Below are 25,836 nucleotides of genomic sequence, written 5' to 3'. Positions count from 1 at the left end.
TGGCGCCAGCCGGCGGCCATTCGGTGCTCTGCTCCGTGGCGGGAGTGGTCGAGCCTCGGACCAGGGTGCCGGTGGCGTGTGACATCCACGGGGTGTCCGGGTCCGCGTCCTGTGGCTGGCTCAGGAACAGCACCGTCTGCGTGCCCGCGTCGTCCTCGGTCACCGTCACCTGTAGCCGTCTCGGCCGGTCCAGCACCAGGGGCGCCTGGATGGTGAGGTCCTCGACGTGCGGCAGTCCGGCGGAGGGCGAGGTCGAGGTATGCGGTGGCGGGTAGCAGCGGCACGTGGTTGAGGGCGTGGTCGCGGATCCACTGCTGTGTCTGGGTGCTGAGCACTGTGGTGTAGAGGGTGGTGCGGTGGTGCGGCAGTTCGCTGACGGTGGCGAGGAGTGGGTGGGTGGTGGGGTTGAGGCCGAGGGTGTGGGGGTTGGTGTGGGTGTCCGGTGGTGCGGTGAGCCAGTGGCGGGTGCGGGTGTAGGCGGTGGTGGGGAGGTTGGGGAGGTGGTTGCCGGGTGTGGTGTGGGTGTGGGGGGTGCCGGTGGTGTGGAGGGTGGCGAGGTTGGTGAGGAAGGTGGTGGTGGAGGGTTCGTTGCGTCGCAGGGTCCCGGTGACGGTGACCGGGGCGGTGGTGGTGAGGGTGGTGAGGGTGGTGGTGATGTGGGGGGTGAGGACGGGGTGGGGGCTGATTTCGAGGAAGGTGCGGTAGCCGTGTTGGTGGAGTTTTTCGATGGTGGGTTGGAGTTGGACGGGGTTGCGGAGGTTGTCGTGCCAGTAGTCGGTGGTGAGGTCGTCGGGGTGCAGGGGGTTGGTGGTGACGGTGGAGTAGTGGGGGATGTGGTTGGGGTGGGTGGTGATGGTGCCCAGGAGGGTGGTGAGGGTGGGTTTGAGGGCGTCGATGTGGGGTGGGTGGTGGCTGGCGTAGGTGACGGGCAGGGTGGTGGCGCGGGTGGTGGTGTTCTGGTAGGTCGCGGCGAGGGCGGCGATGGCCTCGGGGGTGCCGGCGACGACGGTGCTGGTGGGGCTGTTGATGGCGGCGATGGATAGTTGCTCGCCGAAGGGTGCGATGGCGGTGCGGACCTCGTCGTGGGGGGCGGCGATGGTGAGCATGGCGCCGGTGCCGTCGAGGGTTTCGATGGTGTGGCTGCGGATGGCGATGAGGCGGGCGGCGTCGGTGAGGGTGAGGGTCCCGGCGATGTGGGCGGCGGCGATTTCGCCTTGGCTGTGACCGATGACGGCGTCGGGGGTGACGCCGTGGTGTTGCCACAGTTTCGCCAGGGCGGTCATCACGGCGAAGAGGGTGGGTTGGATGGTGGGGGTGTCGGTGGGGATCGGGTCGGCGGTGAGGACGTCGATGAGGTCGAAGGTGATGTGGGGGGTGAGGGCGCGGTGGGCTTCGTCGAGGTGGTGAGCGAAGACCGGGTCGTTGCGGTAGAGGTCGAGGGCCATGTGTGTCCACTGGCTTCCCTGACCGGGGAACACGAACACGGTTTTCCCGGTGTGCGCGGTGCCGGTGACGAGGTGCGGGTGGGGTTGGTCCTGGCGCAGAGCCAGCAGCGCGTCGGGGTGCGTGACCGCGGCCCGGTGGGTGTGGTGGACCCGACGCTCGAGGGTGTGCGCGATGTCGGCGGCCGGGGTGTTGGGGTGGGCGCTCAGGTAGTCGGTGAGGTTCGCGGCGTAGGCGCGTAGGGCGTCGGGGGTGTGCGCGGACAACAACCACACCACCGGCCCATCGACCGCACCGTCAGAAGCGGCATCGGCCGGCGCGGGGTCGGCAGAAGCGGGCGTGGGGGTGGGGGTGGGTGGTTCTTGGAGGATGAGGTGGGCGTTGGTGCCGCTGATCCCGAACGAGGAGACGGCGGCGCGGCGGGTCTGTTCCCCGGCGGGCCAGGGCTGCGCCGAGGCGAGCAGTTCCACCCGGCCGCTGGTCCAGTCCACGTGCGGACTGGGCTCGTCCGCGTGCAGGGTTCGCGGGAGTGTGTCGTGGCGCAGGGCTTCGACCATTTTGATGACGCCGGCGACTCCGGCGGCGGCTTGGGTGTGCCCGATGTTCGACTTGATCGACCCGAGGTAGACGGGCCGGTCGCGTTGGCCGTAGGTGTTGAGGATGGCGCCGGCCTCGATCGGGTCACCCAGGGTGGTGCCGGTGCCGTGGGCCTCGATGGCGTCGACGTCACCGATGCTCAGGCCGGCGTTGGCCAGTGCCTGGTGGATGACCCGTTCCTGAGAGGGCCCGTTCGGGGCGGTGAGACCGTTGCTGGCACCGTCCTGGTTCACCGCGGTGCCCCGGATGACAGCGTGGATGGGATGACCGTTGCGTTGCGCGTCGGACAGCTTCTCCAGAACGAGCAGGCCCACGCCCTCGCCCCACCCGGTGCCGTCGGCGTCGGCGGAGAACGCCCGACACCGCCCGTCGGCGGAGATCGCGCGTTGACGACTGAACTCGATGAACAGACCGGGACTCGACATGATCGCCACCCCACCGGCGAGGGCGAGGGTGCACTCACCCTGACGCAACGCCTGCCCCGCCAGGTGGATCGCGACAAGCGACGACGAACACGCCGTGTCCACAGTGATCGCCGGCCCCTCAAAACCGAACGTGTAGGCGACCCGGCCCGACGCCACGCTGCCGTGGTTGCCAGTGGTCAGGTAACCCTCCAGCTCCGGCGGCACGGCCGGCAGCCGGCTCGCGTAGTCGTGGTACATGAGCCCCGCGAAAACCCCGGTGTCGCTGCCGCGCAGCTGCTCGGCGTTCAACCCGGCGGCCTCGATCGCCTCCCACGCGGTCTCCAGCAGCACTCGCTGCTGCGGGTCGATCGTCACCGCCTCACGCGGGCTGATCCCGAAGAACTCCGCATCGAACAGGTCGGCGTCGTGCAGGAAACCACCGTGCCGGGTGTAGGACGTGCCCCGGTGGTCCGGGTCCGGGTGGTACAGGCCGTCGATGTCCCAGTCCCGGTTGTCCGGGAACTCCGAGATCGCGTCGACCCCACCCGCCACCAACTCCCACAGCTTCTCCGGAGTGTCGACACCCCCCGGATAACGGCAGGCCATCCCGATGATCGCGATCGGCTCGTCGCTGGCGACCCGGGTGGTCGTCGTGGTCTCCGGCGCGGCCTGCGGGCCGAGCCGCGCGACCAGTTGCCCGACCAGGGCGGCCGGCGTCGGGTAGTCGAAGATCAGCGTCGCCGGCAGCCGCAGGCCGGTCGCCGTCGCCAGCCGGTTGCGCAACTCGACGGCGGTCAGCGAGTCGAACCCCAGCTCCTTGAACGCCCGCGTCGGGTCCACCCCGTCCACCGAGGTGTGCCCGAGGATGACCGCGACCTGCGCGCTGACCAGGTCGAGCAGCGCCTCCGGCGAGGCCGGGGTGGTGCTGCCGCTCGCGGCCACCGGCGCCTGCACACGCCGCCGGGGCACCCGGACGAGGCCGCCGAGCAGTGCCGGCAGCGTGCCGCCCGCGGCCCGTGCCCGCAGCGCCGCCCGGTCCAGGCGGGCCGCCACCACGAGTTCCGCCGGGCCGGCCAGCGCCGCGTCGAACAGGGCCAGACCGGCCGCACTCTCCATCGGCGCGACGCCGTTGCGGCTCATCCGCCCGATGTCGTCACCGGTCAGGTGCCCGGTCATCCCGCTGGCCGTGTCCCACAGACCCCAGGCGATGCTTGTCGCCGGCAGTCCGGCCGCCCGCCGATGCCGGGCCAGGCCGTCGAGATAGCCGTTGGCGGCCGTGTAGTTGCCCTGCCCCGCGCTCCCGAGCGTGGCCATCACCGAGGAGAAGAGCACGAGGTGTACGTCGGTGAGCCGGTGCAGGTGCCACGCGGCGTCGGCCTTGGGCCGCCAGGCGGCGTCCAGGCTCTCGTCGGTGAGGTTGGCGATCGTCGCGTCACTCAGCGTGCCGGCCGTGTGCACCACCGCGGTCAGCGGCGGCGCGATGCCGGCGATCAGGTCGGCGAGTGCTTCCGGGTCGCTGGTGTCGCAGGCGACGACGGTGCCGATCTCGGCGAGAAGGTCGGCGCCGGGCGCGTCCGGCCCGCTGCGGCTGGCGAGCACGAGGTGGCGGTAGCCGCGATCGACGAGGTGCCGGGCGACGAGCGTACCGAGCGTGCCGGTGCCGCCCGTGATCAGAATCGTGCCGTCCGGATCGAAGGGGAGCGGCGCCGCCGGCACGGTGGCCGCCGGGACGAGCCGTGGCACGTAGCCACGGCCGTCGCGCAGCGCCAGCTGCGGCTCGCCCGAGGCGAGCGCGCCGGACACCGCCGCCCGGCTCCCCGCCGCGTCGTCGATGTCCAGCAGCACCACCCGGTCGGGCTCCTCGACCTGCGCGGTCCGCACCAGACCCCAGACGGCGGCGGCCGCCGGGTCCACGTCGTCCGCGGTGGCGACTGCGACACCCTTGCGGGTCACCACCAGCAACCGGGCGGCCGGGTCCGGTTCGGCGGCCAGCCAGTCACGTAGCCGACCCAGCACGTCGCGTACCCGGGCGACAGCCGATTCGGGCCCGCCGTCCGACGCGGCTGACGGCAGGTCGACGACCTCCGCGCCGAGCGCCGCGGCCAGCTCCGGGTCACCGGCCACCGCCCAGCTGCCGGTCGCCGGGCTGCCGGTGGGAACCGGTACCCAGGTCGTCTCGTACAGGGCGGTGTCCGGGGTCGCGGCGGTGGTCAGCGCCTGCACGTCGACCGGGCGCAACGCCACCGCGTCGACGGCCGCGATCGGTTCACCCTCCGGGCCGGTGAGCAGCAGCTCGACCGAGTCCCGGCCGGCCGGCCGCACCCGAAGACGCGCCGACGCCGCGGCGGTCGCGTACAGCCGCAGGCCGGTCCAGCTGAACGGCAGCCGGGGCCGCTCGGCCTCGCCGGCCGGGCCGAGGACGAGCGCCGCGTGCAGCGCCGCGTCGAGCAGCGCCGGGTGCAGACCGAACTCGGTCGCCTCGGCCTGCTGCTCGAGGGGCAGGGCGAGTTCGGCCCAGACGTCTGTTCCGTCCCGCCAGGCCGCCCGCAGACCCTGGAACATCGGGCCGTACTCGTAGCCCTGCCCGGCCAGCTCCTGGTAGACCCCGGTGAGGTCGACCGGCTCGGCGGTCGCCGGCCGGGTGATCGCGGGCGGTGCGCCGCTGACCGTGGCCAGCCGGCCGCTGGCGTGCAGCGTCCACTCGTCGCCGTCGTCCGGCCGCGCGTGGATCCGCAGCGGGCGGCTGCCGTCCTCGGCGGGCTCGCCGACCGCCAGCTGCAGCATCACGGCCGCGGCCTCCGGCACCGCCAGCGGCGCGTGCAGGGTGAGTTCGTCCAGGCCGTCCAGACCGAACTGGGCGCCGGCGTGCAGAGCCAGTTCGGCGAAGCCGGTCCCGGGCAGTAGGACGGTGCCGAGCACCGCGTGGTCGGCCAGCCAGGGGTGGGTCCGCAGCGACAGCCGGCCGGTGAGCAGCAGGCCGTCGCCGTCAGGCAGCGCGACCAGCGCGCCGAGCATCGGATGGCCGGCCGCGGTCAGTCCGAGCGCGTCCGGCGAGGTGGCCGGGCGCGCCGGGCTCAGCCAGTAACGCTGCCGCTGGAACGGGTACGTCGGCAGGTCCGGTCGAGGCCCGTCGGCGCGCAGACCCAGCGGCGCCCAATCCACCCGTACCCCGGAGACGAAGACCTGCCCGAGCGAGCGCAGGAAGCGTTCCCGGCCGCCCTCGTCCCGGCGCAGCGACGGCACCGTCGCCGCGGTCACGGCCGGCTCGGTGTCGTCGATCGTCTCCTGCATGCCGACGGTCAGGACCGGGTGTGGGCTCGCCTCGACGAAGAGGTGGAAACCGTCGGCCAACAGGGTGCGGGTGGCCTGCTCGAACTCGACAGTCTCGCGCAGATTCCGGTACCAGTAGTCGGCGTCCAGCTCCGTGGTGTCCAGGTAGTCGCCGGTCACCGTGGAGCAGAACGGCACCTCGGCGGCCCGCGGCCGCACCGGCGCCAGCACGTCGAGCAGCTCCGCGCGGATCGCCTCCATCTGCGCCGAGTGGGACGCGTAGTCAACAGGCACCCGCCGCGCCCGGACGCCTTCGGCCTCGCACTCGGCAAGAAGCTCGTCCAGGGCGTCGTCGAAGCCGGACACCACAGTGGATGACGGCCCGTTCACCGTGGCGACGCTCAGTCGGCCCGCCCAGCGGCCCAGCCGATCGCGTACCTCCGCCGCCGGCAGCGTCACGGACGCCATGCCGGCGCCGCCGGTCAGTGCGGCAAGCGCCTGGCTGCGCAGGGTCACCACCCGGGCGGCGTCGGCGAGCGAGAGCGCCCCGGCCACATATGCCGCCGCGATCTCACCCTGGGAGTGGCCGACGACCGCGCCGGGGCGCAGACCGCAGGCACGCCACAGCTCGGCCAGCGACACCATCACGGCGAACAGGGCCGGCTGCACCACGTCCACCCGATCCAGCGAGGGCGCGCCCGGGGCGCCCCGCAGCACGTCTTCCAGATCCCAGTCGGTGTGCTCGCGCAGCGCCTCAGCGCAGGCCCGCAACTGCCTGGCGAAGACGTCCACGGTGTCCAGCAGCTCGACAGCCATGCCGGCCCACTGGCTCCCCTGGCCGGGAAAGACGAAGACCACCCTGGGGTCGGCGGCGGCCGCCGGGCCGGTGACCAGAAGCGGGTCGTCGCCCGCGCCGGCCAGTGCGGTCAGGCCCGCGGTCAGGCCGGCCCGGTCGTGGGTGACAAGCACGGCACGGTGCTCGAAGAGCGCCCGCCCGGTCAGGGCCGTGGCCAGGTCGGCGGGGTTCGCCTCCGGGTCGGCGGCGACGAGGTCGCGCAGCCGTCCCGCGTACTCGTGGAGGGCGGCCGGCGTGCGCCCACTCAGCGCCAGCGGCACCGGGCCGTCCGTCGCCGGCGCCGGCGCCACGGTTTCGTTCGACACCGGCTGTTCGAGGATGACGTGCGCGTTCGTGCCACTGATCCCGAACGAGGACACGGCGGCGCGTCGCGGCCGGTCGGCCGGCCACGCCCGGGCCTCGGTCAGCAGCGCGACCGCGCCGGCGGACCAGTCCACGTGCGGGGTGGGCTCGTCCACGTGCAGGGTCCGTGGCTGCACGCCGTGTCGCATCGCCAGCACCATCTTGATGACGCCGCCGACGCCGGCCGCCGCCTGCGCGTGACCGATGTTCGACTTGAGGGATCCCAGCATCAGCGGTTGGTCGGCCGGCCGGTCCCGACCGTAGGTGGCCAGCACCGCCCGCGCCTCGATCGGGTCGCCCAGCGTGGTGCCGGTGCCGTGCGTTTCGACCACATCCACCTCGGAAGGCTGGAGACGGGCGTTGGCCAGCGCCTGCCGGATGACCCGCTCCTGGGCTGGGCCGTTCGGCGCGGTGAGGCCGTTGCTGGCGCCGTCCTGGTTCACCGCGCTGCCGCGCAGCACTGCCAGCACCGGATAGCCGAGCCGCTCCGCCTCGGAGAGCCGGGCCAGCACCAGCATCCCGGCGCCCTCGGCCCAGCCGGTCCCGTCCGCGCCGGCCGCGAACGCCTTGCATCGGCCGTCGGGGGAGAGGCCCCGTTGCCGGCTGAACTCGACGAACATGCCGGGGCTGGCCAGCACTGCCGCGCCGCCGGCCAGGGCCAGGGCGCACTCGCCGTTGCGCAGCGCGGTCGCGGCCAGGTGGATCGCGACAAGCGACGACGAGCACGCGGTGTCCACTGTGAGCGCCGGGCCGTGCAGCCCGAGGGTGTAGGCGATCCGTCCGGAGATGACGCTCGTCGTGGTCCCGGTGAGCAGGTACCCGTCCAGTCCGTCCGCCGGGTCGTGCAGCCGGGGGCCGTAGTCCTGGGCGGTGGCGCCGACGAACACGCCGGTCGCGGTGCCGCGCAGCGTGGTCGGGTCGACGCTGGCGCGTTCCAGCGCCTCCCACGAGGTCTCCAGCAGGAGTCGCTGCTGCGGGTCCATGGCGGTCGCCTCGCGCGGGCTGATGCCGAAGAACGCCGCGTCGAACTCGGCCGCCCCGGCCAGGAAGCCGCCCTGGCTCGTGTACGAGCGTCCGGTCGCGTCCGGATCCCGGTCGAAGAGATGCTCCAGGTCCCAGTCGCGGTCGGTCGGGAACGCGCCGATCGCGTCGACCTCGTCGGCTACCAGGCCCCACAGCTTCTCCGGCGTGTCCGCGCCGCCCGGGTAGCGGCAGGCCATGCCGACGATCGCGATCGGCTCGTCCAGCGCCGCCGTGTACGCGGCCACGTCCGCGCCGCCATCCCCACCCGCCAGGAGCGTGCCCAGGTGAGCGGCGAGCGCGGCCGGGGTGGGGTGGTCGTAGGTGAGCGTGGACGCCAGCGGCCGGCCGATCTCCCGGCCGACGGCGCTGACCAGCTCGACCGCGGTCATCGAGTCGAAACCGAGGCTCTTGAAGGTCTCGCCGGCCGGGACCGTGTCGGCCGACCGGTGGCCGAGGACGACGGCGACCGCGGACCGCACAGTGCCGAGCAGGTCGGCGACGGGCGCCGCCGGGGGTGCCGGCGGTGTGCCGCCGGTGGGCTCCGCGCCGAGCCAGTGCCGTTCCCGCTGGAAGGCGTACGTGGGCAGCGGAACCGGGACGGGCCGGTACGGCGCGAGCAGCGCGGCCCAGTCCACCGCCACGCCGTGCGTGAACAGCTGCCCGAGAGCCGTCACGAAAGCGGGCTCTGCCTGGCGATCGCGACGCTGGGCCGGAACGAGCACGGCCTCCTCGGGCGCGAGGCAGTCACGGACCAGTGGGATCAGCGTCGCATCCGGTCCGACCTCGAGGTATCCGGTCGCGCCGGAGGCTGCGGCGGCGCGCACGCCGTCGGCGAAGCGGACGGCGGCGCGGATGTGCCGCACCCAGTACTCGGGGTCACGCAGTTCCGGCCCGGCCGGCGCGCCGGTCAGGTTGGAGACCACCGGCAGCTCGGGCTCGCGGTAGGTCAGCTGCTGTGCCACCTCCCGGAACCGGTCCAGGATCGGCTCCATGTGCGGCGAGTGGAAGGCGTGACTCACCCGCAGCCGGCGGGTCTTGCGGCCACGATCCCGCCAGGCCGCCTCGATCATCAGCACTGTCGCGGCGTCGCCGGACACGACCACCGAGTCGGGACCGTTCACCGCGGCGATGTCGACAGGCCCGGCAAGGGTGGCGCGGACCTCGTCCTCGGTGGCTTGCAGGGCGACCATCGCGCCGCCCGACTGGGCCTCCTGCATGAGCCGGCCACGCGCGGCCACCAGGGTGCAGGCGTCGGGCAGGTCGAGGACGCCGGCCACGTGCGCCGCTGCCAACTCGCCGATGGAGTGGCCGAGCAGCACGTCCGCGGTGACGCCGAGCGAGGCGAACAGGCGGTACAGGGCCACTTCGTAGGCAAACAGGGCCGGCTGGGTCCAGGCGGTCGAGTCGAGCAGGCCCCCTCTGGTGCTCTCCGGGGCGAACATCACCTCGCGGAGTGGGCGGTCCAGGTGGCGGTCCAACTCGGCGCAGATCTCGTCCAGGGCCGCCCGGAAGGCCGGCTGCGTCTCGTACAGTTCCCGGCCCATGCCGGGTCGCTGGCTGCCCTGGCCGCTGAACAGCACCGCCAGGCGCGGTTCCGGCGTCGCCCGGCCGGTGACCACCCCGGCCGCGGGACCGCCGGCGGCCACCGCGTCCACCGCGGCGCGCAGCTCGTCCGGGTCGGTGCCGACCAGCACGGCGCGGTTGTCGAACGCGGTCCTGGTGGTGGCCAGCGAGAAGGCGACGTCGACCGGCGCGCCCGGTGACAGTTCGGCAAGTCGCGCCGCCTGGCCGCGCAGCGCCTCCGGGGTCTGTGCCGAGAGCACCCACGGCAGTGCCCCGGTGACCGCCGGCCGCCTCCGCGGTGCGGCGGCCGGGGCCGGCGCCTCGGTCATCACCAGGTGGCAGTTGGCGCCGCCCATCCCGAACGAGCTGACGCCCGCGGTGAGTGGCCGGTCCGGGTGTGGCCACGCGCCGTGCTGCCGCTGCACCCGCAGGCGTAGCGCGTCCAGATCGATGTCCGGGTTCGGGGTCTCGTAGTTCAGGCTGGCGGGCAGCTCTCGGTGGCGGATCGCCAGCGCGGCCTTGAGCAGCCCGGCGATGCCGGCGGCGCCCTCCAGGTGGCCGACGTTCGTCTTGGCCGAGCCGACAGCGAGCGGCTCGGCGGCCGGACGGGCCCGCCCGAGGACGGCACCGAGCGCGGTTGCCTCGATCGGGTCGCCGCGCCGGGTACCGGTGCCGTGCAGCTCGACGTACTGCACGCTGGCGGGGTCCACCTCGGCCCGCTGGTACGCCCGGCGCAGCATCGCGGCCTGCGCGTCGGCGCTCGGCACGGTCAGGCTGGGGGTGGCTCCGTCGTTGTTGAGCGCGCCGCCGGCGATGACACAGGTGATCGGGTCGCCGTCGCGGATCGCGAGGTCCAGCGGCTTGAGGACGACCATGCCGCCGCCCTCGCCGCGCACGTACCCGTTGGCGCGCGCGTCGAAGGTGAAGCACCGGCCGTCGGGGGAGAGGCCGCCGAACTTGGCGGTGGTGACGGTGGTCTCGGCGGCCAGGTTCAGGTTCACGCCGCCGGCCAGGGCGAGGTCGGCCTCGCCGCGGCGCAGCGCCTCGCAGGCGAGGTGGACGGCGGCCAGCGCCGATGACTGGGCGGTGTCCACGGTCAGGCTCGGGCCCCGCAGGCCGAGGACGTACGAGATGCGGTTGGCGATGACGCTGCGGTGCAGGCCGGTGATGGTGTGCGTGCCGATCGCCTCGATGCCCGCCCGGTAGGTCAGGGTCGCGTAGTCCTGCGCCATCGCGCCGATGAACACGCCGGCGTCGCCGCCGCGCAGCCGGTCCGGGACGATCCGGGCGTCCTCCAGCGCCTCCCAGGCCAGTTCGAGCATGAGCCGCTGCTGCGGGTCCATCTCCGCGGCTTCCCGGGGGGAGATGCCGAAGAAGCCGGCGTCGAATCCGTCCACCCGGTCGAGGAAGCCGCCGAACCCGGCGCCCGGGTTGCCCGCCGCCTCCGCGTGCCGTCCGGTGAACCCGGACGAGCCACGCCGGTCGGCCGGCAGTTCGGTGATGGCGCTCGTGCCGGTACGCAGCAGGTGCCAGAAGGCGTCGGGGTCCGGGGCCTGCGGTAGCCGGCACGACAGGCCGACGACGGCGATGGTGCGATCGGTCATGTCAGGTGTCCGTCCTTCGTCGCGGGATGGCCCGAAGCCGGGCGGGTCAGAGCTTCTCCAGGGCGTATCCGGCCTTGAGCCACTTGCTCGACTCGACGGCCAGGCCCACCGCGCGATCACCGCCGGCCATCCGGCGCAGCAGCCGCTCAAGCTGTAGGAACGGCAGCGCGTTGCCGTTGTTGCCGGTCTCGCTGATGCAGGACACCTCGAGGGCGCCGGGCAGGCCGAGCTGGTCGACGATCCGGCTGGTCATCCGCACCGAGAGCTGGGGTGGCAGGAGGTAGTCCACGTCGTCGTCCTGCCAGCCGAGATCGTCGAGCAGCTCGCGAAGGATCTCGCCGGCCATCCGCGGCACCGATTCCTCGATGGCCTTGTAGTCCTCTGCCGCTGCCGGACGGAGCGAGTCCCGGTCGGCCAGCCCGAACCAGTCCAGCACGTGGCCTGGCGCCCGACCCCGCCCGGTCAGCCGGTTGAGCAGGCGGCGGATCACCACCCGGCCCGGCCCGGGTTCGCTGCTGAGCACGGCGGCGCCGGCCCCGTCGCCGAAGAGCACCACGTTGATCAGCTGGGCGGGTGGCAGGGCGGCGAGGTCCAGGCTCAGGTCGAAGTACTTCGCGCAGACGTCGCCGCCGAGCACCAGCGCGGTACGGTGCCGACCGGTGGTCAGCAGAGCCTGCGCCACGTCCAGTGCCTGCACCGCCCCGGCGCAACCGGTCTGCAGCTGGTAGGTGGGCAGGTCGTTGACGCCCAGTTGGTCGGCGACCACGTTGACGGTGGCCGGCATCAGCTGGTCCGGCGTGGCGGTGCTCATCACGATGACGTCGATGTCGTCCGGGGTCAGGTCGGCCGACTTCAACGCCTGTTGGGCGGCCGCGGTGGCCAGGTCGGCCAGGTTCGAGCGGAGCTCACCGCTTGCCAGATCCACGCAGAGGTGCCGCTGGCGGGTGCCGACGAAGACGTCGACCCACTGCTCCCACAGGGTGTCCATGCCGAACCGGCGGGCCAGCGCGGCGTTGTCCACGGCCGGGCCGGGCAGAGCCGCGCCGGCGGACAACAGATAGGTCTCTGGAATACGCACGCTCGTCCCCCTCCTTGGGCGGCCAGCGAACCGGCCGTGCGCCGATGATCCGGAGCGGGGCTAAAGCAGCGCTTAGGAAGGGCTTGGCCGCCCGTGCCCGGACGGAAAGAGGCCCGGGCCGCACCGCGTCCCACGGGGAAGGGACGGGTGCGGCCCGGGCGGCCGGGGCGGGAGGATCAGACGGTCTCGTCGATGAGCGACATGGGGGCGACCGGATCCGTCGACGGAAGCCGACTGGGTGCCTCGACGGACAGGTGCGGCAACACCCGGTCCACCGGTCGGGGCAGCCACCAAGCACCCCGGCCCGCCAGGTGCAGCAGGGCGGGTACGAGCACGTTACGGAGCAGGAACGCGTCGAACAGCACGGCGATGGCCAGGCCGATGCCGAACTCGGCGACCAGCCGCTCGCCGATCAGGGCGAACGAGCAGAACACCAGCACCATGATGACGGCGGCGACGGTGATCACCCGGGTGGTGCCGCGCTGGCCGTTCAGGATCGCTCTGGTCGGGTCACCGGTGTGGGTCCACTCCTCGTGGATGCGGCTGATGAGGAACACCTGGTAGTCCATCGACAGGCCGAACAGGATGGCCGTCATGAGCACCGGCAGGGTCGGGTCGATCGGCCCGGCACCGCCGAATCCGGTCAGGTCGTCCAGCCAACCCCATTGGAACAGCGCGGTGAGGACGCCGAAGGTGACGCCGACCGCCACCACGTTCATCACCGCCGACATCAGCGCCACGAAGACGCTGCGGAACGCGATCAGCAGCAGGATCGCCCCGAGCGCGATGACCACCGCCAGGAAGAGACCGAAGCTGTCGGTCAACACCTCGGCGAAGTCGTCGAACGTGGCCGTCACCCCGCCCACGTGGGCGTTCACCCCGCTGTTGGCGGTGACGGGCGGCAGGACGTCGTCGCGGAGCCGGTCGATGAGTCGGCTGGTGTCCTCGTCCTGCGGTCCGGTGGTCGGAATGACCTGGATGATGGCCGTCGACTTGTCGGCGCTGCTCACCGGCGGGGCCACCGAGGCGACCCCGGGCGTGCCGCGCAGCGCGTCCTGAAGGGCGGTGAGGGTCGCCGGGGCGACTTCACCCGCCGGAGTGCTGACCGCGACCACGAGCGGCCCGTTGATGCCGACGCCGAAGCCGGCGGACAGGGTGTCGTACGCCTTGCGGGTCGTCCACGACGCCGGGTCGTTGCCCGAGTCGGAGTGGCCCATCCGCATGGCGAAGAACGGTGCGGCCAGCAGCACCACCACGACGGCGACGACGCCGGTGAGCAGCGCCGGATGCCGGCGGGTGAACTCGTTCCACCGGGACGGCTTGCCCTCCACCACGTCGACCGACTCCGGGCCGTCGGCGGCCAGCCGGCGGCGCTCCCGACGGCTGAGGACCCGCAGCTTGAAGAAGCCGAGCAGGGCCGGCAGCAGGGTCACCGCGGCGAAGACGGTGAACAGCACTGTCACCGCGGCCGGCACCGCCATGCCGTCGATCAGCTCGACGCCGATCAGCAGCAGGCCGAGCAGGGCGATGCAGACCGCCAGCCCCGCGAAGAGGACCGCCCGGCCGGCCGTGTTCAGCGCGCGGACGACCGAGTCCTCGACTGACATGCCGGCCTTCAGGTTCTTGCGGTGCCGGGTGACCACGAACAGCGCGTAGTCGACGCCGACCCCCAGCCCGACCAGCGCGGCCAGGGTGGTGGCGATGGTGGAGACACCCATCGCGTGGGACAGCAGACCGATCACTCCGGTGGCGGCGCCGAGGGCCAGCACCGCGACGATCAGCGGTACGAGTGTGGCGAGCAGCGAACTGAAGGCCAGGAAGAGCACCACGCCGGCGGCCAGGATGCCCACGATGGTGGGCAGCGACGGCGGTTGCTGCTGGCTCAGCGAGATGCCACGGCCGCCGAGGTCGACGCTCAGGCCGTCGGTCTGCGCCTGCTGAGCGGTCTTCACCACGTCCTTGAAGAGGGCGACGGGCAGGCCGTCGGCCGGCTCGTCGAACAGCACAGTCGCGTACGCCACGGTGCCGTCCGCGCTGATCTGGGCGGCGCCGGCCGGATCGTACGGGCTCACGACGCCGACGACGTGCTCGGAGGAGCGCACCTCGGCGAGCATCGGGAGGATCCGCGACTGGATCTGCGGGTCGGAGACCGAGCCGGAATCCACCTTCCACACGATCGTGTCCACGTCACCGGACTGTTCGGGGAAGGTCTTGCGCAGCAGGTCGTACGCGTCGGTGGAGTCGGTCCCGGAGGCGTTGAACGAGTCGGAGTACGCGTTGCCGACCGCGCCACTGACCACGCTCACCCCGACCAGGCCCAGGATCCACAGCAGCAGCACGATCACCCGGTGCTGATAGCACCATCGGGCAAGTGATGTCATGTCCGTTTCCTACGCTTTCAATGTGATGTGTTGTGATGTGGGGTGGTCAGGGTAGGGCCGGCTCGACGGTGGGCAGAGCGGCCTCCGGTTCTGCGGCGGCACGCCGCCTGCGGATCACGGCCAGGGTGATGATGAAGCCCGCGGCGGCCAGCACCGCTCCGGCGATGAACGCGGTAGCCATGCCGTCGGCGAGTACGGTCCGTTCCAGCACGTCGGGGGCCAGGCCCGGGTGCGGCTCGCGGGCCGCGCTCTGGCTGGCGGTGCCGAACACGGCCACCAGTACGGCGAGGCCGAGCGCGCCGCCGCCCCACTGCATCGACTCCAGGAACCCGGAGGCCGCCCCCGCGTCGGACTGCGGCACGCCACTGAGGATCGACTGGTTCAGTGCCGTGAAGGCGAAACCGGGACCCATCCCGAGCAGCACCATCGGCCCGAGGATGCCGGCGGCGTAGGTGCTGTCGACGCTGAGCTGGGTGAGCCACGCCGAGCCGATGATGATCAACGCGGTGCCGAACAGGATCAACGGCTTGGCGCCGGTGCGGCGCAGCAGGCCGCTGGCCACCCCGCCGCCGATGAACAGCCCGGCGCACATCGGCAGGAAGGCCAGGCCGGCCCGCAGCGCGCCGTAGCCGAGCACGTTCTGCAGGAAGAGGGTGCTCAGGAAGGATGCGCCGACCAGTGGCGCGGACAGCAGCAGGATGTTGCTGTAGGACCCGGAGCGGTTGCGGTCGCGGAACAGCCGCAGGGGCAGCACCGGCTGCTCGGCCCGGCTCTCGATGAAGACGAAGGCGCTCAGCAGCACGACGCCGCCGACCAGCGCGGCGACTGTCCGACCCGCGGTCCAACTGGTCGAGGCGGCGTGGATGAAGCCGTAGACCACCGCCGCGATGCCGAGCGTCGAGGTGAGCGCGCCGGCCAGGTCGAAGCGGCCGGGATGGCGGGCAGACTCGTTGACGAACCGCGGGGTGAGCACGACAAGCACCGCGCCGATCGGAACGTTTATGAACAGGACCGATCGCCAGCCCAGCCACGAGGTCAGCACGCCGCCGAGGATCATGCCGAGCACGACGCTGAGCCCGTACGCCGCGGTGACCGCGCCGAGCGCCCGGTCCCGGGCCTTGCCCTCGGCGAAGTTGGTGGCGATCAGGGCCAGCGTGCCCGGGGCGGCGAACGCGGCGCCGACACCCTGGAGGATCCGGGAGGCCAGGAGCCACTCGTCGGTCTGGGCGAGGCCCCCGGTCAGTGAGGCCAGTGTGAAGACGATGATGCCGAGGATGAACAGCCGACGTCGGCCGAGGATGTCGCCGGCCCGACCGCCGAGCAGCAGCAGGCCGCCGAAGGTGAGGGTGTAGGCGTTCGCCACCCAGGCCAGGTTTGTCGGGCTGAAGTCGAGGTCCTGCTGGATGGTGGGCAGTGCGATGTTCATGGCGTTGCCGTCCAGCGCCACCATCAGCTGACAGGTGACGAGGACGAGCAGAGCGATGCCCGGGTGGGCCAGTGGCCGCGCCTCCGCAGCCGCGCCGCTCGATGTCTGGGCCGGAGCCGACATGCGTACCTCCTGGTTTTGTGTGACACTGAACGGGCCGAAGCGTTGGCGCTTAGTGAACGGTGCGTTCACTATAGAGGTGAATTTCCCCACGACGCAAGCGCCTGGGTCAGCTGTCGAGCGCGGCGCGAGCTTCGGAAGTGCTGCCGACCCCGTGACAGACTGGGGAGTGTGCCGATGACTCCAATTTCCGCCACCGACAACGTCGCCCCCGCTCCCGCCAAGCGCCGCCGGGGCGACGTCCTGGTCCGAGCGATCCTGCGGGCGGTCATCGAGCAGCTGGAGACACTGGGCTACGCGAAGCTCAGCGTGGAGGGTGTCGCGGCCGCGGCCGGCACCGGCAAGGCGGCGCTGTACCGCCGCTGGTCGGGCAAGGAGGAGCTGGTGGCCGCGGCCCTGGCCGAGGTGCTGCCGTCGCCCGCCGAGGTGCCACGCACCGGCGACACGCGCGCCGATCTGATCGCGCTGCTGGCCTGCATGCGCGACTCCTTCAGCCAGCACGGCACCGCGTTCCAGGTGGTCAAGGCCGAAGCCGAGGCGGGCGAGGCGCTGCTGGCCGGTGTGGTGCAGCAGCGGGTGGTGCAGCCGTGCACCGAGGGCATCCGGGCACGACTGGCCGAGGCGGCAACCCGGGGTGAGCTGGGTGTGGCCGCCACCCAGCCGATGCTGGCGAACGTTGGCCCGGCCATGTTGATCTACCACACGTTGACCCGGGGCATCGATATCGCCGACGACTACCTGGACCACATCGTCGACGACCTGATCCTGCCCGCGGCCCGCTGACCGGGCCACGGGCAGGAGCCGCCGGTTCAGGCCGCCGGGCCGAACCATGACCGCAGGGCCGCAGCCAGGCCGGTTTCGACCACAGCCGGCGGCGTCCGCAGGTCCGCGGCCCAGGCCACGTAACCGTCCGGGCGCACCAGTAGCGCGTCCACGGCCAGATCCGCGTCCTGGCCGACGACCAGGTCCACCCGGTCCTTCCAACCGTTGGCCAGCTCCGTCACCGCGCCGTCCGCTGTGAAATCGAGCAGGACCGGACGGGCGCCACGCATCAGATCGGCAAGCCGGGTCGTGCCGTGCGCCGACGAGAAGCACACGTCCGGTGCCCAGCGGCCGGTCATGGCGTGCGGTTGGGTGGTGTCCGGCGCCGGGTAGTGCAAATCCGTTCCCGCCATCACCGCGGTGATTGCGCCGAGTGTGTCCGGGTTGCCGATCAGCTCCCCGAACAACTCCCGCAACGAGGTCACGTTGGCGCCCGGCGCCATCAGGGCGGCCTGGGCCTGGGTCTGCATCACGACCCGCTCCGCGGCCGGGCGGCGCTCCTGCTGGTAGGTGTCCAGCAGGCCGGGCGGCGCCCAACCGTGCAGCGCGGCAGCCAGTTTCCAGGCCAGGTTCACGCCGTCCTGCAATCCCAGATTCAGCCCGGGGCCGTTGATCCCGGCGTGCACGTGTGCCGCGTCCCCGACCAGGAAGACGCGGCCGGACCGGTACCGCTCGGCCACCCGGCTGTCACCGGCGAGTCGGTACAACCGGTGCGGTCCAGGACCGGGTGGCTCGCTCATCGGCACCTCGGCCCCGAGGATGCGGCCCAGGCTCTCGGCGACCTCGGCCACCGTCGCCGGGACGGCCGGGTCGATGTGCGCCCGACCCCATTCCCAGGTCGCCACGATCTGCACACCGGGCTGGAACGAGCCGATCGCGTACGCGCCCCGGTCGTTGCGGTGGTAGCCGAACGGGACCCGGCCCAGCTCCGGAGTCTCCAACCAGCTGTTGCGCTGGAGGATGTCGTCCGAGCCCTGCTCGCCGCCCAAAACCTCGGCGGGCAGCACGACGTCCGCGCCCCGGGAGATGACATCCTGGTCGCCGTAGTCGGGGAACGGGATTCCGGCGCTCTTGCGGATCGTGCTGTGCGCGCCGTCGCAGCCGACCAGGTAGCGGGCGACGATCTCCTGCTCGCCGTCCGGAGTCCGGACCCGTACCCGGACCCCGTCGGCGTCCTGGTCGAAGCCGAGCACCTCGTGGTCGCGGCGCAGATCCACGCCGAGCTCGGCGGCCCGCTCGCCGAGCCGCTCCTCGAGCACCGGCTGCGGGATACGCAGCAGGTACAACGGATTGACAGGCAACTCGCGCAGGTCCAGCGGCACCCCGCCGAAGTTGAAGAACGGCGTGGTCACCGGGCCGTCCTGCCCCGGGCTGAGCCGGCCGTACAGGCCGCGCCGGTCGAGCAGTTCGAGCACCCGCCCGACCAGCGCCTCCGCGCGGATGGCCCGGCTGCGCTCGGGCAGACGCTCCAGGACCACCGGCCGCAGCCCGGCCAGCCGGAGCTCGCAGGCGAGCATCAGCCCGTTCGGTCCGCCGCCGGCGACGACCACGTCGGCGGTCATCCGGTGCCTCCGGCGGCGGCGCGGGCCTCGGCCAGCAGGAACGGGCTGGCCGCGAGCTCGTAGCCGCCGTCGACCGGCATCACCGTCCCGGTCGCGAAGCCGCTGCGCATCAGATACAGGTACGCCTCGGCGGCCTGGGCCGGCTTGCCCAGCTCGCGGGTGAGCAGCTGCCGACGCAGCGCCTTGTACATCACCTCCTGATTGGGCAGATCGACGCCGCCGGTGGGCACCGGACCCAGCCGCACGGTGTTGACCCGGATCGGGCCGAGCTCGACGGCGAGCGCCCGGCTCAACGACTCGACAGCGGCGGTGACCCCGGACTGCGCCGACGTGCCCGGCGCCGGGCGCACCGCGATGATCCCGGAGGTGAAGGTGATCGATCCGGACGGTCGGATGACGCCGACCGCGTGCTTCGCAGCGGTGAAGGCACCCCAGTACATGGTGCCGAAGAAGGCCTTCGCCGCGTCGAGGGGAATCTCGGTGATGGGGCGGATCCGGATGTGGTCGCCGGCGGTGTAGGCGAGGTGGTCGAAGGCGCCGACCCGGGCGAAGAACTCGCGTACGTCGTACTCGTCCGAAACGTCCACCTGCTCGCCCCGGACACCCGCGGGCAGGCTCTCCAGCGCCGCGTCGATGCGGGTCTTGGTACGCGAGGCGACGACCACTGACGCGCCGTCCTCGGCCGCGGTGCGGGCCACCGCCAGCCCGATGCCGGAGGTGCCCCCGATGACGACCACCCGTTGGCCGGTCAGATTCATGCTCATCTCCCTCACTTGCGCCCGGCGACGGCCGCCGGGATGGCGGGACGGCCCTCGCCGAGCACCTGGCTCGCGATCGGCGCGAGGAGGGCGAGTTCCTCCTCGCTCAGGGTCAGCTCGGTGGCAGCCGCGTTCTCGGCCAGCCGCTGCGGGCTGCGGGTGCCCGGAATCGGGGCCACCGGGACACCGTGGCGTTCGCCCTGCGCCAGCAGCCAGGCGAGGGCCACCTGGGCGGGGGTCACGCCGTGCCCCGCCGCGATGTCCTGGATCGGCTTGAGCAGACCGGCGTTGTGCGGCGCGTTCTCGGCCGCGAAGCGGGGGATGGCCTGCCGGAAGTCGTTCGGCGCGAGCCCTTCGGTGGAGGTCTGCGCCCCGGTCAGGAAGCCACGACCGAGCGGCGAGTACGGCACCAGGCCGATGCCCAGCTCGGCGCAGGCCGGCACCAGTGCGGCCTCGGAGTCCCGGGTGAACAGCGACCACTCGTTCTGCACCGCGGCGAGCGGGTGCACGGCATGCCCGGCCCGCACCTGCGCGGCGGTCACGTTGGACAGCCCGATGTGGCCGACCTTGCCCGCCGTCACCAGATCGGCCATCGCGCCGACGGTCTCCTCGATCGGCGTGCCCGGCGCCGGGAAGTGCAGGTAGTACAGGTCGATGTGGTCGATGCCGAGCCGGGACAGGCTCGCGTCGCACGCCTCGCGGACGTAGGCGGCGTCGCCGCGCATGCCGACCGGGCGTCCGGTCGCCTTGTCCCGTACGGCGCCGAACTTGGTGGCCACGGTGATCGCCGACCGGTCGGTGCCGGCCAGGAACTCACCGAGCAGTTCCTCGTTGTCGCCGATGCCGTACGCGTCGGACGTGTCGAGGAAGGTGACGCCCAGCTCCACGGCCCGACCCAGCGTCGCCAGCGACTCGGCGCGGTCGGCGTCGCCGTAGAACTCGCTCATTCCCATACAGCCGAGCCCGAGAGCCGAGACCGTCAGCCCGGTTTTGCCCAACGTGGTGGTGTGCATGCTCGCGTGCCCTTCGACGTGACGTGTCTTTTCGGTCGGCCGCCAGCATCCCGGCATCGGCTAGTGGAGTTCTTAAGCCGTTGTTAGGTGGCCGCCGGCCGATTTGGTCTCGCCTTAGGAACGGCAAAGGTCGGTCGTCGAGCATGTGCGGACCATGGCCGCGGGCCCGACGCTTCCGGCCACCGCACCCCCGAGGAGTGGCCGCATGCCTGATCCCGTGATCGTTGCCGGAGCCGGACCGACCGGCCTGATGCTCGCCGCCGAGCTGGGGTTGGCCGGTGTGCCGGTGGTGCTGCTGGAACGCCGCGCCACGGTGCCGACCTGGTCGCAGACCTTCGGCTTCCACCTCAGCTCGCAACAGATGTTCCGGCAGCGAGGCCTCGACAAGTTCGACGGCGCCGGCCGGTTCCCGAGCTTCGACTGGGGCTTTCCCGGCCTGACAAACGCGGAGCCGGAGAAGTTCCCGATCGTCTTCCCGCAGCGGCGGGTGGAGAAACTGCTCGCCGACCGGGTCGCCGAACTCGGCGTGGTGACCCGGCGGGGGCACGAGGTGGTCGGTGTCGAGGCCGACGCCGAGGGTGTGACAGTGACGGTGAACGGCCCCGACGGCGAATACTCCGTGCGCGGGAGCTACCTGGTGGGCTGCGACGGCGGCCGGAGTGTGGTGCGCAAGGCGGTCGGCATCGGCTTCCCCGGCACCGAGGCCACGTTGAGCGGCCGCACCGGCGATGTCGAGATCCTCAACGAGGAGTACCGCAACGGCATCGGATCGCCGTTCTTCCCGACCGGCCTGGCCGCGACAGTGCAGAACCCGGACGACCCGAGCCTGTCCCGGGCCACGGTTGTGGAGTTCACCGCCGAGCGCCCGCCGGACGAGGTGCCGATCACCGTGGAGGAGTTCGTCGCCGCGTTCGAGCGGGTCTCCGGCATCACCCTCAAGGTCGCCGGTTCGCCGTGGCTGACCCGGTTCGGTGACGCCACCCGGCTGGCCGAGCGGTACCGCGAGGGCCGCGTCTTCCTGGCCGGCGACTCGGCGCACATCCACTTCGCCTCGGCCGGCCAGGGCCTCAACACCGGCATCCAGGATGCCGTGAACCTGGGCTGGAAGCTGGCCTCGGTGCTGCGCGGATGGGCGGGCGACGAGCTGCTCGACACCTACCAGCAGGAGCGGCTGCCGATCGGCCGGGAGGTGACCGTCTACCCACAGGTCCAGATGTCACTGCTGCATCCGGCGGACAAGGCTGGACCGCTGCGGGAGTTCATCGCCGCGCTGACCCAGTTCGAGGAGGTGCGGCGCTACCTCATCGACCGGGCCACCGGCACCGGCATCCGCTATCCCATGGTCTACGACGGAACCCCCGCGCCCGAGCATCCCCTGCTGGGCCTGCGCGTGCCCGACCTGCCGCTGGTCACCGAGGACGGCCCGACCAGCCTGGCGGTGCTGCTGCGGTCCGGGCACGGGCTGCTGGTGCTGACCGGGGACGGCGCCGCGGCCGAGGTCGCCGCTCCCTGGCGGGACCGCCTGACGCTCGTTCGGGCGACGAGCATCGAGGGCTTCGAGGACGGGGCGCTGCTGGTGCGTCCGGACGGCTACGTCGCGTACGCCGGAAGCGGCGCCGACGCCGTGCTGCCGGCCGCGCTGCTTACCTGGTTCGGCCAGCCCACGGCGGGGAGGGCTGTCTGATGAGCGATGTCCTGCCTGTGGTGGTGGCCGGTGCCGGGCCCACCGGTCTGATGCTCGCCGCCGAACTCGCGCTTGTCGACGTGCCGGTGATCGTGGTGGACCGGCTGCCCGAGCCGATGAGCGCGGCCCGCGCGTTCGCCATCCACATGAGTTCGGTGCACATGTTCCACCAGCGCGGCCTCGACCAGTTCGAGGGCGCCCGCACCTTCATGAACTACAACTTCGGCTTTCCCGGCGTGACCGCGCTGGACGCGGCCGATCTGCCGCTGGTGGTGTCGCAGCGCCGGGTGGAGCAGGTGCTCGAGGAGCGGGTCGCCGCCCTCGGCGTCCGCATCCGCTACGGCCACGAGCTGGTCGGGCTCGAGCAGGACGATCTCGGTGTCACGGTGCGGGTGCGTGGCGACGGCGAGGAGTACGACCTGCGGGCCTCGTACCTGGTCGGCTGCGATGGCGGCCGGTCGACGGTGCGGAAGCTCGCCGAGTTCGCGTTTCCCGGAACCGACTCCACGGTCTGTGGCCGCACCGGCGACGTCGAGATCCTCGACGAGCGCTACCAGGGCGGGATCGGTCAGCCGATCTACCCGACCGGCCTGGCCGCTGTCATTCCGCACCCGGACGAGCCGGGTATGTGGCGGGCCACCGCCATCGAGTTCGACTCGGATCGGGCCGGTGACGAGGTTCCGGTGACGCTGGAGGAGTTCAAGGCCGCCTTCCTCCGCATCACCGGCATCGACCTGAAGATCGGCCGGTACGGCTGGTTCACCCGGTTCGGCAACGCCACTCGCCTGGCCGAGCGCTATCGGGACGGTCGGGTTCTGCTGGCCGGCGACGCCGCGCACATCCACTTCCCGTCGGCCGGGCAGGGACTCAACACCGGCATCCAGGACGCCATGAACCTCGGCTGGAAGCTGGCCGCGGCGGTGCGCGGATGGGGCGGCGACGAGTTGCTCGACTCCTACCACCACGAACGCTGGCCGATCGGGCGGGAGGCCTGCGTCTACCCGCAGGTGCAGACCGCGCTCATCCACCCTCCGCAGACCGCCCGCCCGTTGCGTGAGTTCATCGGTGCGCTCGTGAAGTTCGACGAGGTGAGCCGCTACATCATCGAGCGGGCCACCGGCCTGGGCATCCGCTACCCGATGGCGTACGGCGGCGAGCCGGCCCCCGAGCACCCGCTGCTCGGCTACCGGATCCCGGACCTCCCGCTGCGTACCGCGGCCGGCGAGACCAGCGTGGCGGTGCTGCTGCGGGACGGCCGCGGGCTGCTGATCGACGCGCGCGGCGGCACCGCTTCACCCGGTTTCGAGGACTGGGCCGACCGGTTGCGGGTGGTCGCCGCGGAGCCCGCCGACGGGCTCGGCGGAGCCCGCGTGCTGGTTCGCCCGGACGGTCACGTCGCGTACGTGGACGTCGACGGCACCGGGGACGAACGGCTGCGCACTGCCGTCACCCACTGGTTCGGCACTGTGGACCCGTCGTCCGCCACCCCCTCGCCCGCCATGTCAGTAGCCAAGTGATTGAGGAGCGCGACATGACCGAAGCACCAACCGTTCCCGGGCCCGTCCTACAGGCGCCCGCGACACTGGAGGAGCGCATCCGGCGCTGGAGCGTGTACCAGCCGTGGTTGCAGGAGGACCCGGTCACCTACTTCCGGGAGATCCAGGAGCACGCGCCGATCGTGTGGTCCGAGGAGTTGGGCGGCTACTGGATCGTCACGCGCTTCGCCGACATGGAGTGGGTGGCGCGCACCCCGGAGATCTTCTCCTCGAGCGTGCTGTCGATTCCGGCGCACCAGATGTCCGAGCACAAGCAGATCCCGATCCAGTTGGACGGCGACGACCACCGGATGTGGCGGCAGGCGCTCACCGATCTCTTCAACCCGGGCGTGGTCAACCATTTCGACGCCCAACTGCGGGAGGCCGTCCGCGAGACGGTGGCGTCGGTGGCGGACAACGGGCGCTGCGAGTTCATCGGCGAGGTCGCGTCGAGGCTGCCCGCGGAGGCCTTCCTGATCTTCTTCGGCATCGGTCGGGAGTACCTCAAGCAGATCCGCGAGTACAAGGACTGGCTGCTCCGGGCCATCCGGCAGGCCGGCAACGACGACGAGATCAAGGCGGCCAACCAACCGCTGCTGCAGTTCTTCAGCGACGCCATCGACCGGCGTCGCGTCGAGGGCTACGAGGGGCGCCGGGACGTGCTGAGCCGGCTGTTGCAGACGACCTTCGACGGTCGGCCGCTCACCCAGGCCGAGATGGTCAACGTCGCGTTCACCAACATGCTTGCTGCCTTCGACACCACCACGGCGATGATCAGTGTGGTCTTCACCTACCTCGCCGAGCACCCGGAGGTGCAGGACCTGGTGGTCCAGCACCCGGAGAAGATCCCGGCGGTGGTCGAGGAACTCGTCCGGCACGACCCGATCTCGGCGACCGCGCGGATCGTCACCGAGGACGTCGAGCGGCACGGGGTGCTGATGCGCGCTGGTGACCTGGTGCTCGTGCCGTGGGGAATGTCCGGCATGGACCCGCGAGCCTTCAACGACCCGGAGCGGGTCGACTTCGAGCGGACGTCGACGCGCCAACTGGTCTTTGCCATCGGACCGCACCGGTGCATCGGCATGCACGTGGCCCGTCGGGTGCTCAAGCTGGGCGTCGAGGAGTGGCACGCGCGGGTGCCCCGTTACCGGGTCACCGACGGCACCAGTCCACTGCGTCGCTACACCACAGTGCGCGGTGTCTCCAGCCTGGATCTGAGCTGGGACCCGAAGGAGGAGTCATGAGAGTGCGGGTGGACGCCGACCTCTGTCAGGGGCACGGCATGTGCGCGGCCCTGGCCCCCGAGGTCTACCGGGTCAACGAGGAGTCCGGCTTCAACCAGATGGGTGAGTTCGAGGCGCCCGACGACGCGCTCGTCGCCGTCGAGCGGGGCGTCGCGGCCTGCCCCGAGCAGGCCATCGCCCTGCTCGTCACGCGGGAGGCGGGACAGTGACCGACACCGACGTCGACACCTTCCGCCGGACGGTCCGTACCGACTCCGGCGAGATCAGCTATCTGGACGCCGGCTCCGGCCGGCCAGCCCTCTTCGTGCACGGGCTGGGCACCAACGCGCACATCTGGCGCAACGTGATCGATCAGCTGCGCGGGGAGCGCCGCTGCATCGCGCTCGATCTGCCGTTGCACGGCCGCAGCCCGGCACTCGCCGGAAAGATGTCGCTGCCGGCGCTGGCGGAGGCGGTGGAGGACTTCTGCTCCGCGCTCGACCTGACCGAGATCGACCTGGTCACCAACGACACCGGCGGCGCGGTCGGCCAGATCTTCGTCGCCCGGCACGGGCACCGCCTGCGCACGCTGACCCTGACCAACTGCGAGGCGCACGACAACCTCCCGAACGAGGCCTTCGCCGGCACCGTGGCTCTCGCCCGAAAGGGCGAACTCGCCCCGCTCGCCGGCCGCATGCTCACCGACCTGGCGATGTCGCGGACCAGTGGGCGGGGGATCGGCGCGAACTTCGAGCATCCGGATCGGCTCAGCGACGACACGCTGCGCGACTTCCTGGCGCCGGTGGCTGGTTCGGCCGAGTCGATCCGTCGCTTCGAGGAGCTGCTCGCCTCGCTCGACCCGGCCGACCTGCTCGCCGCCGAGACCGAGCTGCGCAAGCTGAAGACCCCCACGCTGATCGTGTGGGGCACCGCGGACCTCCACTTCGAGCTGAAGTGGGCGTACTGGCTGCGGGACGCCATCCCCGGCGCGACGGACGTGGTGGAGGTCGACGGCGGGAAGCTATTCTTCCCCTACGAGCGTGCCGGCGAGCTGGTGGCGGCCCTGCGCCGGCACTGGAACGCCAACTGACCGACAACGCGACACACCGATCGCCGGGCGCCCCAGGGAGCC

Annotated in this window: 12 protein-coding genes and 1 pseudogene; 6 read left to right on the top strand and 7 right to left on the bottom strand. The window is 72.0% G+C overall.

The window, feature by feature from the left end; all coding sequences use genetic code 11:
* Positions 1-296 precede the first annotated feature (296 nt).
* From ACQPWW_RS21160 to ACQPWW_RS21145, 4 genes and pseudogenes are all read right to left on the bottom strand, one after another.
* Positions 297-11,102 (bottom strand): annotated as a pseudogene (locus tag ACQPWW_RS21160) (SDR family NAD(P)-dependent oxidoreductase); the annotation flags it as partial.
* Positions 11,103-11,148: 46 nt separating this feature from the next.
* A complete protein-coding gene (locus ACQPWW_RS21155) occupies positions 11,149-12,180 on the bottom strand; it encodes a 3-oxoacyl-ACP synthase III family protein (RefSeq protein WP_433124946.1) in 1,032 nt (343 codons plus the stop codon).
* A gap of 176 nt (positions 12,181-12,356) precedes the next feature.
* Positions 12,357-14,561, bottom strand: coding sequence for an MMPL family transporter (locus ACQPWW_RS21150; protein ID WP_433124944.1), 2,205 nt, complete (start codon positions 14,559-14,561; stop codon positions 12,357-12,359).
* A gap of 46 nt (positions 14,562-14,607) precedes the next feature.
* Positions 14,608-16,110 carry an MFS transporter gene (locus tag ACQPWW_RS21145; RefSeq protein ID WP_433124942.1) on the bottom strand — a complete coding sequence of 501 codons (1,503 nt, stop codon included), beginning with the start codon at positions 16,108-16,110 and terminating at the stop codon, positions 14,608-14,610.
* Between the two features lie 174 nt (positions 16,111-16,284).
* On the opposite strand from ACQPWW_RS21145, the gene ACQPWW_RS21140 reads away from it, so the two are divergent.
* Positions 16,285-16,890, top strand: a complete 606-nt coding sequence (locus tag ACQPWW_RS21140; protein ID WP_433124940.1) for a TetR-like C-terminal domain-containing protein — start codon at positions 16,285-16,287, stop codon at positions 16,888-16,890.
* Between the two features lie 26 nt (positions 16,891-16,916).
* Here ACQPWW_RS21140 and ACQPWW_RS21135 read toward each other — a convergent pair whose 3' ends face one another.
* From ACQPWW_RS21135 to ACQPWW_RS21125, 3 genes are read right to left on the bottom strand one after another with little or no spacing between them, the layout of a single operon-like run.
* Positions 16,917-18,491: an FAD-dependent monooxygenase gene (locus tag ACQPWW_RS21135; RefSeq protein WP_433124939.1), complete on the bottom strand. Its 1,575-nt coding sequence runs from the start codon at positions 18,489-18,491 to the stop codon at positions 16,917-16,919.
* Positions 18,488-19,249 carry an SDR family oxidoreductase gene (locus ACQPWW_RS21130; protein ID WP_433124938.1) on the bottom strand — a complete coding sequence of 254 codons (762 nt, stop codon included), beginning with the start codon at positions 19,247-19,249 and terminating at the stop codon, positions 18,488-18,490. Before ACQPWW_RS21130 ends, ACQPWW_RS21135 begins: the two co-directional genes overlap by 4 nt.
* 11 nt (positions 19,250-19,260) lie before the next feature.
* Entirely contained in the window at positions 19,261-20,196 is a 936-nt protein-coding gene (locus tag ACQPWW_RS21125; RefSeq protein WP_433124937.1) for an aldo/keto reductase, read from the bottom strand.
* 271 nt (positions 20,197-20,467) lie between these two features.
* Between ACQPWW_RS21125 and ACQPWW_RS21120 the strand changes: the two genes are divergently transcribed.
* Genes ACQPWW_RS21120 through ACQPWW_RS21100 form a run of 5 tightly spaced genes read left to right on the top strand, consistent with a single transcriptional unit; the run spans position 20,468 to position 25,794 of the window.
* The gene (locus tag ACQPWW_RS21120; RefSeq protein WP_433124935.1) at positions 20,468-21,946 is read left to right on the top strand and encodes an FAD-dependent monooxygenase; all 1,479 of its coding nucleotides are present in this window, start codon (positions 20,468-20,470) and stop codon (positions 21,944-21,946) included.
* A complete protein-coding gene (locus ACQPWW_RS21115) occupies positions 21,946-23,463 on the top strand; it encodes an FAD-dependent monooxygenase (RefSeq protein WP_433124932.1) in 1,518 nt (505 codons plus the stop codon). The genes ACQPWW_RS21120 and ACQPWW_RS21115 overlap by 1 nt, the downstream gene beginning before the upstream one ends.
* Positions 23,464-23,477: 14 nt before the next feature.
* Complete coding sequence (locus ACQPWW_RS21110; RefSeq protein WP_433124930.1) at positions 23,478-24,725, top strand: cytochrome P450; 1,248 nt, start codon at positions 23,478-23,480, stop codon at positions 24,723-24,725.
* Positions 24,722-24,934 carry a ferredoxin gene (locus ACQPWW_RS21105; RefSeq protein ID WP_433124929.1) on the top strand — a complete coding sequence of 71 codons (213 nt, stop codon included), beginning with the start codon at positions 24,722-24,724 and terminating at the stop codon, positions 24,932-24,934. Before ACQPWW_RS21110 ends, ACQPWW_RS21105 begins: the two co-directional genes overlap by 4 nt.
* The gene (locus ACQPWW_RS21100; RefSeq protein WP_433124928.1) at positions 24,931-25,794 is read left to right on the top strand and encodes an alpha/beta fold hydrolase; all 864 of its coding nucleotides are present in this window, start codon (positions 24,931-24,933) and stop codon (positions 25,792-25,794) included. The genes ACQPWW_RS21105 and ACQPWW_RS21100 overlap by 4 nt, the downstream gene beginning before the upstream one ends.
* Positions 25,795-25,836 lie beyond the last annotated feature (42 nt).

The organism is Micromonospora sp. CA-240977 (genome assembly GCF_050942285.1).
Lineage (GTDB): Bacteria > Actinomycetota > Actinomycetes > Mycobacteriales > Micromonosporaceae > Micromonospora.
The sequence above is the reverse complement of the archived record's forward strand: the minus strand, read 5'-3'. Positions and strand labels throughout refer to the sequence as shown.

What these genes read in the sequence shown, in the direction of transcription:
- ACQPWW_RS21150 (WP_433124944.1), bottom strand. Translation starts at nt 14,561, where the DNA reads ATGACATCACTTGCCCGATGGTGCTATCAGCACCGGGTGATCGTGCTG.
- ACQPWW_RS21145 (WP_433124942.1), bottom strand. Translation starts at nt 16,110, where the DNA reads ATGTCGGCTCCGGCCCAGACATCGAGCGGCGCGGCTGCGGAGGCGCGG.
- ACQPWW_RS21140 (WP_433124940.1), top strand. Translation starts at nt 16,285, where the DNA reads ATGACTCCAATTTCCGCCACCGACAACGTCGCCCCCGCTCCCGCCAAG.
- ACQPWW_RS21135 (WP_433124939.1), bottom strand. Translation starts at nt 18,491, where the DNA reads ATGACCGCCGACGTGGTCGTCGCCGGCGGCGGACCGAACGGGCTGATG.
- ACQPWW_RS21130 (WP_433124938.1), bottom strand. Translation starts at nt 19,249, where the DNA reads ATGAATCTGACCGGCCAACGGGTGGTCGTCATCGGGGGCACCTCCGGC.
- ACQPWW_RS21125 (WP_433124937.1), bottom strand. Translation starts at nt 20,196, where the DNA reads ATGAGCGAGTTCTACGGCGACGCCGACCGCGCCGAGTCGCTGGCGACG.
- ACQPWW_RS21120 (WP_433124935.1), top strand. Translation starts at nt 20,468, where the DNA reads ATGCCTGATCCCGTGATCGTTGCCGGAGCCGGACCGACCGGCCTGATG.
- ACQPWW_RS21115 (WP_433124932.1), top strand. Translation starts at nt 21,946, where the DNA reads ATGAGCGATGTCCTGCCTGTGGTGGTGGCCGGTGCCGGGCCCACCGGT.
- ACQPWW_RS21110 (WP_433124930.1), top strand. Translation starts at nt 23,478, where the DNA reads ATGACCGAAGCACCAACCGTTCCCGGGCCCGTCCTACAGGCGCCCGCG.
- ACQPWW_RS21105 (WP_433124929.1), top strand. Translation starts at nt 24,722, where the DNA reads ATGAGAGTGCGGGTGGACGCCGACCTCTGTCAGGGGCACGGCATGTGC.